The following is an 8,331-nucleotide window of genomic DNA, read 5'->3' on the forward strand; positions in this document are numbered from 1 at the left end:
GTCTGCTCCGCAGACACGACGCGACGCCGCTACGCGGCGTTACCGTGGCTGCGCCACGGAGCATTGCGCTCCGCGCAATGCGGCGGAACTCCGTTCCGCCTGCCCGGAATCGCTCCGCGATCCGGGCGCTGCCGCACGCTCCGCGCGCGGCAGAAAAGCGCAGCAGCAGCGCGGGGTCAGTGGCGTGCCGCTCGCCGGTTCGCCTCGTTGCGGATCAGGAGGCTGGCGAAGAAAACAGACATGAGGGCGGGGTACAGGGCTTGCCCTACGGGGCCTTCAACTGCTCGCCATATCATCACGCCCAACCACAAGCCCAGCATCGGCCAGCACATCCAGGCGATCCAGCGGGCTCCTGGCTTGGTCCAGGCCGGCGAGTCGTGCGTTTCAGACGATCGGGTCATGGGTGCACCTCCTACCGTACTGGTGCCCGCATTTACTACGGACAAGCCGCACTCCACCATCAGCCTCGATCACTTCTAATCAAACTGTCTGCGTCACTTTTTAAGCTGGCTTGCTTCTGGGATGCTTGCCAAGTACCTCCCCATCCCGGAGGGTTACACGTAACGTCATTGCTAAGAGGTCCTGGGAATTCGTCATTTTGAGTCCTGGATGAAATCTGGGCTAGAACCGGATCACCCCTGTTCATACCAGAATGTGAGAAAAAGTGGCTCAGATGGAATTGCGACCGCACCAGGTTGAGGCAGTCGATAACGTCGTTCGCCTTCTCGGAACGCCTCCCGGCGGCCGTATGCCGCCTGAAGGGCTGAGGACGCAGGTAATCGCTGCTACGGGCTCTGGGAAAACCCTGATCGGCGCGGAATCCGCGCACCGTCTTTCGGCCCGTCGTGTGCTGGTTCTGGTCCCGACGCTGGACCTGCTGACGCAGATGGCCGGCGCCTGGCGCCGGGCGGGCCGGTCCGGGGCGATGGTCGGGGTGTGCTCGCTGCGGGCCGAGGAGAGCCAGGGCCTGCCCTGTACCACCGACCCAGACGAGCTGGTGGCGTGGGTGTCGGGGCTGGAGATGGTCACGGTGTTCGCCACGTACTCGTCGGTCGGGCTGGGCATCCTTCAGCGTGCGCACGCTGCCGGTTTGGGGGTGTGGAGCTTGATGGTCGTGGACGAAGCCCATCGGGTCAGTGGGGATGGTCTTCGGCCGTGGGCGGCCGTGCACGACCAGGCGCAGCTCCCTGCGGAGCGCCGCCTCTACATGACGGCCACCGCCAGGGTGTGGGAGGCCGAGGGCGAGCGGCCGCGGTTGGTGGCCTCGATGGAGGACGGCTCCCCCGTCTTCGGGCCGGTGGCGTACAAGCTGACGCTCTCGGAGGCGATCGGGCGGGGCATCGTTGCCCCGTATCAGGTGCTGTGCCTGGACATCCGCGATCCCGGCCTCTACGCGGCACTGGCCACGGAGGCGACCGGCTCGGACGCTGTGCGCGGGGCGCGGCTGGCAGCGGTGCAGGCGGGGCTGATGCGCGCGGCAGTCGAGGAGCGGTTCCGTCGGGTCTTGTCCTTCCACAGCCGGGTGACTGAGGCGGAGGCGATGGCGGCATCGGTGCCGGCGGTCGCCGCCCGGCTCGCTGCCGAAGCCCCCGACACCTACCCGCCCGCGGACCAGGTGTGGGCGCAGTGGCTCTACGGCGAACATGCTCCCGGGCACCGTAAGGCCGTGCTCGATGAATTCGCATCCGACTTTCTGGGAAAAGACCAGAATAAGCGTGCTGAATTGAGGGTGCTTTCTTCAGTTCGCGTTCTAGGTGAAGGTGTCGATACCGCGGAATGTGACGCCGTGCTCTTTGCGGATGCGCGCGGCTCGATGGTGGATATCGTGCAGATGGTGGGGCGTGCTCTGCGGTTGAATCCGGATCACGGGAAACTCGCCACGCTGATTGTTCCGGTTTTCCTCGGACCGGATGAAGATCCGGATGATTTGCTCACCTCGGACGCCTATTCGATCTTGGGGAAGATCCTTGGCGCTCTGCGGGCGCACGATGCGGAGACGATCGAGGCGCTCGCGGACCCCCGACTGCGCAACAGCCGACCGGCTGCCGACGACGGCCGCGGCGAGGACGGTCTTGCGGAGGGCGAGGACGGCGGCAAGGAGGACGTCGACGAGGAAGCCGTGCAGCTGTCGCAGCGGGCTGCGGGGGTGCTGCGGTTCAGCGAGGAGCGTGATCCGGCGGCGCTGACGCGGTTCGTGCAGTTGCGTGTCATCGATCCCGAGGGCGCGTACTGGCTGCGCGGCATCGAGGCGGCCACGCGGTGGCTGCGCGAGACCGGAAGCAGCGAGCTGCGGGTGCCGTACACGTACGTCACGCCCAAGGAGTGGGGCGCGGCCGGCGGGCATCCACTGGGGGTCTTTGTCGCAGATCAACGCCGGTACTACAACGCGGGAACCCTGGAAGCCTCCCGCGTGACGACGCTGGAGAAGCTCGGCATGGTCTGGTCCGTGCACGCGTCCGCGTGGGACGCCGGGCTGGAGGTGGCCCGCTCTTACGCGGCCGTGCACGGTCACTGCCTGCCTGCCGCGTCGGTTGTCTGGGAGTCGTTCCCGCTAGGGACCTGGATGAAAAACCAGCGGGGAGCAGCCAGGAAGGCGGCGGAGAACGCCGTGCGGCGCGCGGCCGGGGAAACGGGCGTCCCGTACGCCGGGGAGCTCTCAGAGGCCCGGCAGGAGGCTCTGGCGGAGGTCGACCCAGGGTGGTGCCCGATGGCGTGGGAGGTCGGCTGGCAGCGGGCGTACCGGTTGGCGCTCGCGCACGCGAAGGCAGGCGGCACCTTCCCTACCGGGGTAGGCGAGCTCGTCATCCAGGGCGAAGACCTCGGAACGTGGATCACCACACAACGAGCCGGGTGGGACAGCCTGGTGCCCGCACAGCAATACCTGCTCGAAACCCTCGGCATCGAGCCGCCCGCGGACGACGAAGTCGTGGTGCCGGTACGGCGCTCCCAGGACGAACGGTGGAACACCAACCTCGCAGCGGCTCGCCAGTTCCACGCCCGCGAAGGACACCTGCGCCCGGCGCGAAAGCATCTTGAAGTCGTGGACGGCGAGCCGATCAAGCTCGGAGCATTTGTGGACAACAGCCGGCGCCGGGCTGCCAAGCTCAGCCCGGAACGGCGAGCGGCACTCGATGAGTTGGGCATGCGCTGGTAGCTGCGCTGTGTGAATGCGGCATGGCGCGGTGGCGGCAGGGTCATAGAGGGCTGGGGTGGGCGGTTAGCTGATAGCTCCCTTGCGTGTGGCAGAAACACTGAAAATGCCCGATCAAGGCCGTTCCGCGGTTTGTCTGGAGGGGTGAGCGACACAAGAGCAGCTGAGTCGGCGGACGTGCTGTTTCGTACCGGGGTCGGGGAGACGCAGTGTGTGCGATGGTCGACGGCGGCTTCCGAGGTGACTTTTGAGCACTGTCCGCCGTTGCAGCCGTTCCCTGTTCGCCGAGGCCGACGGCTGGCGCCTGGCTGGTGGTGGTCAGCCAGAACGGGACGGCTGGTGCACTACGGCTGCGCGGCGATGCGGCTGCATGTGATGCTGCTCGATCGTGATCCGCGCATCAGTGCTCTGGCGGCCCGGCCCCTTCAGTTGCAATGGGCTGGGCGGACTGCGCACGCATGCTCCGCAGTTGATGCTCCGTCTGACCGATGGACAGCGGGTGCTGGCCGACTGCACGACCAGGACGGAGCTTTCGCAGCGGCAGCGCTCACTCGGGCAGCTGATGGACGAGCTGTGTGCGGCAGTGGGCTGGCGGTATTGGGTGCTGGGGTCCGTCGACCCGATCTACCGGCGCAATGTGGCTTGGCTGTCGGGGTACCGCCATCCGCGCTACCAGGGTGGCGGCGTGCTGGCGGACGCGCTGCAGGAGGCGTTCGCCGAACCGACGCCGCTTGCCAGGGGCGTCGGCGGACTCGGCGATCCGCTGCTGGTGCTGCCCGCGGTGTTCCACGCTTTGTGGTCCGGACGGCTGGTAGCCGACCTGGGAGCGGCGATGCATGAACAGATGCCGGTGTGGGCGCCGCGGTGAGGCGCGATGGCAGGTCGCCGCGGCAGTCGGTGCTGGAGCTGGGCTGCCGGGTGCAGTTCCAGGGGCGGGTGTGGACGGTGGCGTCTTTCGCGGAAGGTCGGGCGGGGCTAGTCGGTGAGGACGGCGCCCTCACAGCGGTGCTGCTGTCCTTGTTGTTCGCCGATACGGACTTCGAGGTCCTGGGCGAAGTTCAGGCGGCCGCGATCCCGCCGCTGGGCTTGCTGGAGTCGTTGCCCGATGCGGTGCGGGAGCGGGCGCTGGCATGGGAGCGGCATGTACGGGAGGTCGAGACCGGCTTTCCCGACGCCGGCGATGCGGCGGGCGAGCCTCGCGCGCAGTACGACCCGCGCACGCGGACGCTGACCCAGCGGGAAGAGGCGAAGGCAGCCGAACTGTCCGCGGCAGGCAGACCGGCCAGCGCCGTCACGGTGCGGCGGATGCGGGCCCGCTACCGCCGGGAGGGGGTGTGGGGCCTGGTCGACCACCGCTCCACCCGGCCGCACACGCATGAGGGACGGGTGGATGAGCGCGTGGTGGCAGCGGTGCGGGAGGTGCTGGAGGCTGGGCGGGAGCGCTCGGACGGGACACTGGAGCGGCTGCGGACCTATACCGAGCGGCTGCTGGCCGAACGGCATGGCCAGGGCGTGGTGGCGCTGCCTTCGCGCACGGTGTTCAACCGGTTGGTGCACGCTCTCGCCGATGGGCGGGGGCTGTTGGGCAGCGCGCGGCAGCGACGGTGGCGCTCGGCCCGTCCCGCTCCCCCGTTCCTGCCGACGGCGGTGATGGCGCCCGGTGAGCTGGTCATGATGGACAGCACCCTGCTGGATGTCCTGGTGGTCCTGGACGACGGGGTGGTGGAGCGTCCCGAGCTGACCATCGCGCTGGATGTGGCGACCCGCAGTATCTGTGCGGCTGTTGTGCGCCCGAAGGGAACGCGCAGTGCGGACGCGGCGCAGCTGCTGGCGCAGATGATGGTGCCAGCTCCCCTGCAGCCGGCCTGGCCGCAGGCGCTGGCCATGGAGCAGTCAGTGATCCCCTACCGGCGGCTGCTGAGCGTGGATGCCCGGCTGGAGGGGGCCGCGGCACGGCCTGTGATCACCCCGCAGACCGTGGTGGTCGACCAGGGCAGCGTGTTCGTGTCGTCCTCGTTCATCGCCGCCTGCCAGTCGCTGGGGATCTCCCTGCAGCCCGCTCCGCCGGGCAACGCGCCCGCCAAGGGGCAGGTGGAGCGCACCTTCTCGTCGATCAAGACGCTGTTCGTGCAGCATGTGGCCGGCTACACGGGTGCGCACACCGGTGAGCGCGGCAAGCACCCCAAGGGTGAGGCGGTGTGGACGCTGCGGCAGCTCGCGGACATGTTCCAGGAGTGGATCATCTGCGGCTGGCAGTCCCGCGCACACGAGGCGCTGCGCCATCCGATGATGCCCCAGCGGTCTCTGTCACCGAACGAGATGTGGGCCGCGCTGGTCGCCGTGTGCGGGTACGTCCCGGTGCCGCTGGGCTGCGACGACTACATCGAGCTGATGCCCGTCAGACGGCAGAAGATCAACGATTACGGCATTCGATTCGACTACCGCACCTACGACCACACCGTCCTCAATCCCTATCGCGGCGAACGCTCACCGGCCGCCGACGGCTTGTGGGAGATCCACTACGACCCGCACGCTCCCGGCCAGATCTGGGTACGCCTGCCCGATGCCGGCCGCCGGGCCGGCTACCGGTTCGAGGCAGTGCCGTGGATCCATCACACCCTGGTCAGTGAGCCGTTCACCGATTTCGCCTGGCAGCACATCCGCGCCACGACGGCCCGCCGTGGCAGCCGCGTCCAGCACGAGCACGAGCTGGCGCTGGCCCTGCGGGAGCTCCTCGAGCGGGCCGCCGCAGGATGCGGTACCCACCGCGAGAAGGCCGTCGCCGCCCGCGCCCGCACTGCCCACACCGCACACGCAGGCGGCGCGGTATGGGGAATCCTCTACGGCCGCCCCCCTGGGACGGCAACGCCTGAGACCCCGGCTCAGGTCCACGAAGCCATCGAGGATGAGGAGGTGCCGGCCGGTGAAGGCGCGTGGGGCACCCGGCCTTCTGAGCTCACGCCCGCGGATGCAGGTGCCTGCGCCACCGCGCCCGAGGATGCCCGTTTGTCCGCGCCCAGGCGCCCCCAGGTCACGGTTTACGACCCCGTTGAGGAATCCCTGCGATGGTGAACGAGTCCGCCGACGCCGCCGGTTTCGCCCCTTTGGCCCCTCCGACTGTGTGGCAGGGATGGGACGCCTTCGTCAGCCGCCCTCCAGCCCCCGCACGCGACGCCGCCGACCCCGCCTGGCCTCAGGCAAAGCGCGAGGACTACCACTCCGAACTCGCCGTCATGCGCACCCCTGTCATGGACAGCGTCTTCATCGCCGTGCGCCGGCTGCTGCTGGTCAACCGCCGTCAGCAGGCCGGCGCCCGCCGCGGCCTGATCATCTCCGGACCGGCCACCACCGGCAAAACCACGACCATGATGGCGCTGGGGCGGTCCTTCCAGCTGGCCGATGCCCGCCAGCACCCCGGCCAGGCGGGCAGGAGACCGGTGCTGTTCATCAGCGTGCCGCCGGCCGCCACCCCGAAAATGCTCGTCAGCGAATTCGCGCGGTTCCTCGGCATGCCCCTGACCGACCGCCTCAACCAGACCCAGATCACCGCCGCCGTCTGCGACCTGCTGTGCGAACTGGGCACCCAGCTCGTCCTCATCGACGACGTCCACCTCCTGGACACCCAGCGGCGGGCCGGCGCGGAAACCTCCGATCAGCTCAAGTACCTCGGCGAACGCATCCCCGCCACCTTCGTCTACTCCGCCATCGACATCGAATCCTCCTCGCTGCTCAGCGGAGTCCGCGGGGCCCAGATCGCCGGCCGGTTCAAAATCTTCCGCCACCCTCCCCTGGCCTATGCGACCGAGCAGGACCGGGCCGTGTGGCACGACCTCGTCCACGCCATGGAAAGCATGCTGCGGCTGCGCGCGCACCGGCCCGGCACCCTGGTCCGGCACGCCGCCTACCTCCACCAGCGCACCGCCGGCCGTCTGGGCAGCCTCTCCCACCTCATCCGCGAAGCCGCCCTCATCGCTCTGACCGAGGGCAGCGAAAGCATCACCAAGCAGTTGCTGAGCGATGTGGCACTCGACGCGGCCGCCGAAGCCCAGACACGACCCCCACGACGGGCGTGACCAAGCAGCCAAGGAATCTCGGCAATGCCGCAAAGGCACGACACCTGTCCCGACCGCCCCGTCCCGGCAGGCCACGCACGCCACCCGGCATCGGCCCGCACCAGCGGGCCCGTTATGAGCGCCGGCGCGGCAGGGCGGGTGGCACCGCTGCACACCGAACTCACCCTGTCCTTCGTTGCCAGAGTCGCCGCCCGCTACCACCTTCGCCTGCGCGACCTGCTCATCGCCGTCACCGACACCGGCCGGCGACGCAACACCGCCGGCACCCTCAACCCGGACAGCGAGATCCTCCTCAATGCCCCGGCCCGTGCCCGTCTCGCCGCGCTGTGCCGTACCGCGCCGGCCGTGCTCGAGCGGGCCCTGCCCGCGTGGACACGAGAGGAGCCGCGCGGCCCCTACCGGCTCGGTGCGGCTGGACGGCTCGTGCGCGGCGAGGAAGCCGTCGCCGCCTGGGGGCCCGCCTGCCCTGCCTGTGTCGCCGCCCGCACCGGGCGCGCCGAATCCGCCCGCCGTTACCTCACACCCGACCAACGCGTCTGCCCACGCCACCAGTTCTGGCTGTTGTTCGTGCCCGCGACAAGCGGCCTGCCCGTGCCCCTCGGCCGCTGCCCGGAGATCATCCACGCGTACCGCTCACACACACGGCTGCTGCAGCGCAGCCCTGCTGGCGCGCAGGCCTTCGATGTCGCCCGTGCCGTCACCGGAACCTGGTGGCACCAGTCCTGGCCGCGCGAGGAACGTCTGTGGCCGGACCGTCTGGAAGCCAGTCGGCCCCAGGGCAGCGATCCCAGCTGGTGGAAGACGGCCGCCCGTGACCTCGTCACCTATCCCGAGACGGTCGCCCTCGCCCATCTGCTGGCCAGCCAGCGCCTGCAGCAACGTCTCTGGGCCGCCTCAGGCGGCCATCTGCCCTACCGGCTGGGGGAGATGAGCGATCTGCTGAGCGAGCTCGCCGGCAACCTCACCCGGCCCTGGCTCGTCCACCGTCTTGCCGCCGACACCCACGGAGCGCTGTTCGCCTGGGCTCACTCCTGCATCCGCMCCCGCGCGGCCGCCACTCCCGCCGCACAAGAGCTGCTGTGGAAAGTCCACGCCCCGCACCGGCCC

At 69.3% G+C, this 8,331-nt stretch carries 5 protein-coding genes; all 5 read left to right on the forward strand.

Annotated elements, in window-relative coordinates:
* Positions 1 to 673 precede the first annotated feature (673 nt).
* A complete protein-coding gene (locus tag FGF04_RS37845; protein ID WP_149515925.1) occupies positions 674 to 3,154 on the forward strand; it encodes a DEAD/DEAH box helicase in 2,481 nt (826 codons plus the stop codon).
* 469 nt (positions 3,155 to 3,623) lie between these two features.
* Positions 3,624 to 4,019, forward strand: coding sequence for a TnsA-like heteromeric transposase endonuclease subunit (locus FGF04_RS41530; protein ID WP_235882713.1), 396 nt, complete (start codon positions 3,624 to 3,626; stop codon positions 4,017 to 4,019).
* Between the two features lie 29 nt (positions 4,020 to 4,048).
* Positions 4,049 to 6,223, forward strand: coding sequence for a Mu transposase C-terminal domain-containing protein (locus tag FGF04_RS41775; protein ID WP_268893810.1), 2,175 nt, complete (start codon positions 4,049 to 4,051; stop codon positions 6,221 to 6,223).
* Positions 6,217 to 7,224, forward strand: a complete 1,008-nt coding sequence (locus FGF04_RS37860; protein WP_149515926.1) for an ATP-binding protein — start codon at positions 6,217 to 6,219, stop codon at positions 7,222 to 7,224. The genes FGF04_RS41775 and FGF04_RS37860 overlap by 7 nt, the downstream gene beginning before the upstream one ends.
* A 114-nt stretch (positions 7,225 to 7,338) precedes the next feature.
* Positions 7,339 to 8,331: TniQ family protein (locus FGF04_RS37865; RefSeq protein ID WP_188114404.1), on the forward strand; the 993-nt coding region annotated here is incomplete at its 3' end.

The organism is Streptomyces apricus (genome assembly GCF_008369065.1).
GTDB lineage: Bacteria > Actinomycetota > Actinomycetes > Streptomycetales > Streptomycetaceae > Streptomyces > Streptomyces apricus.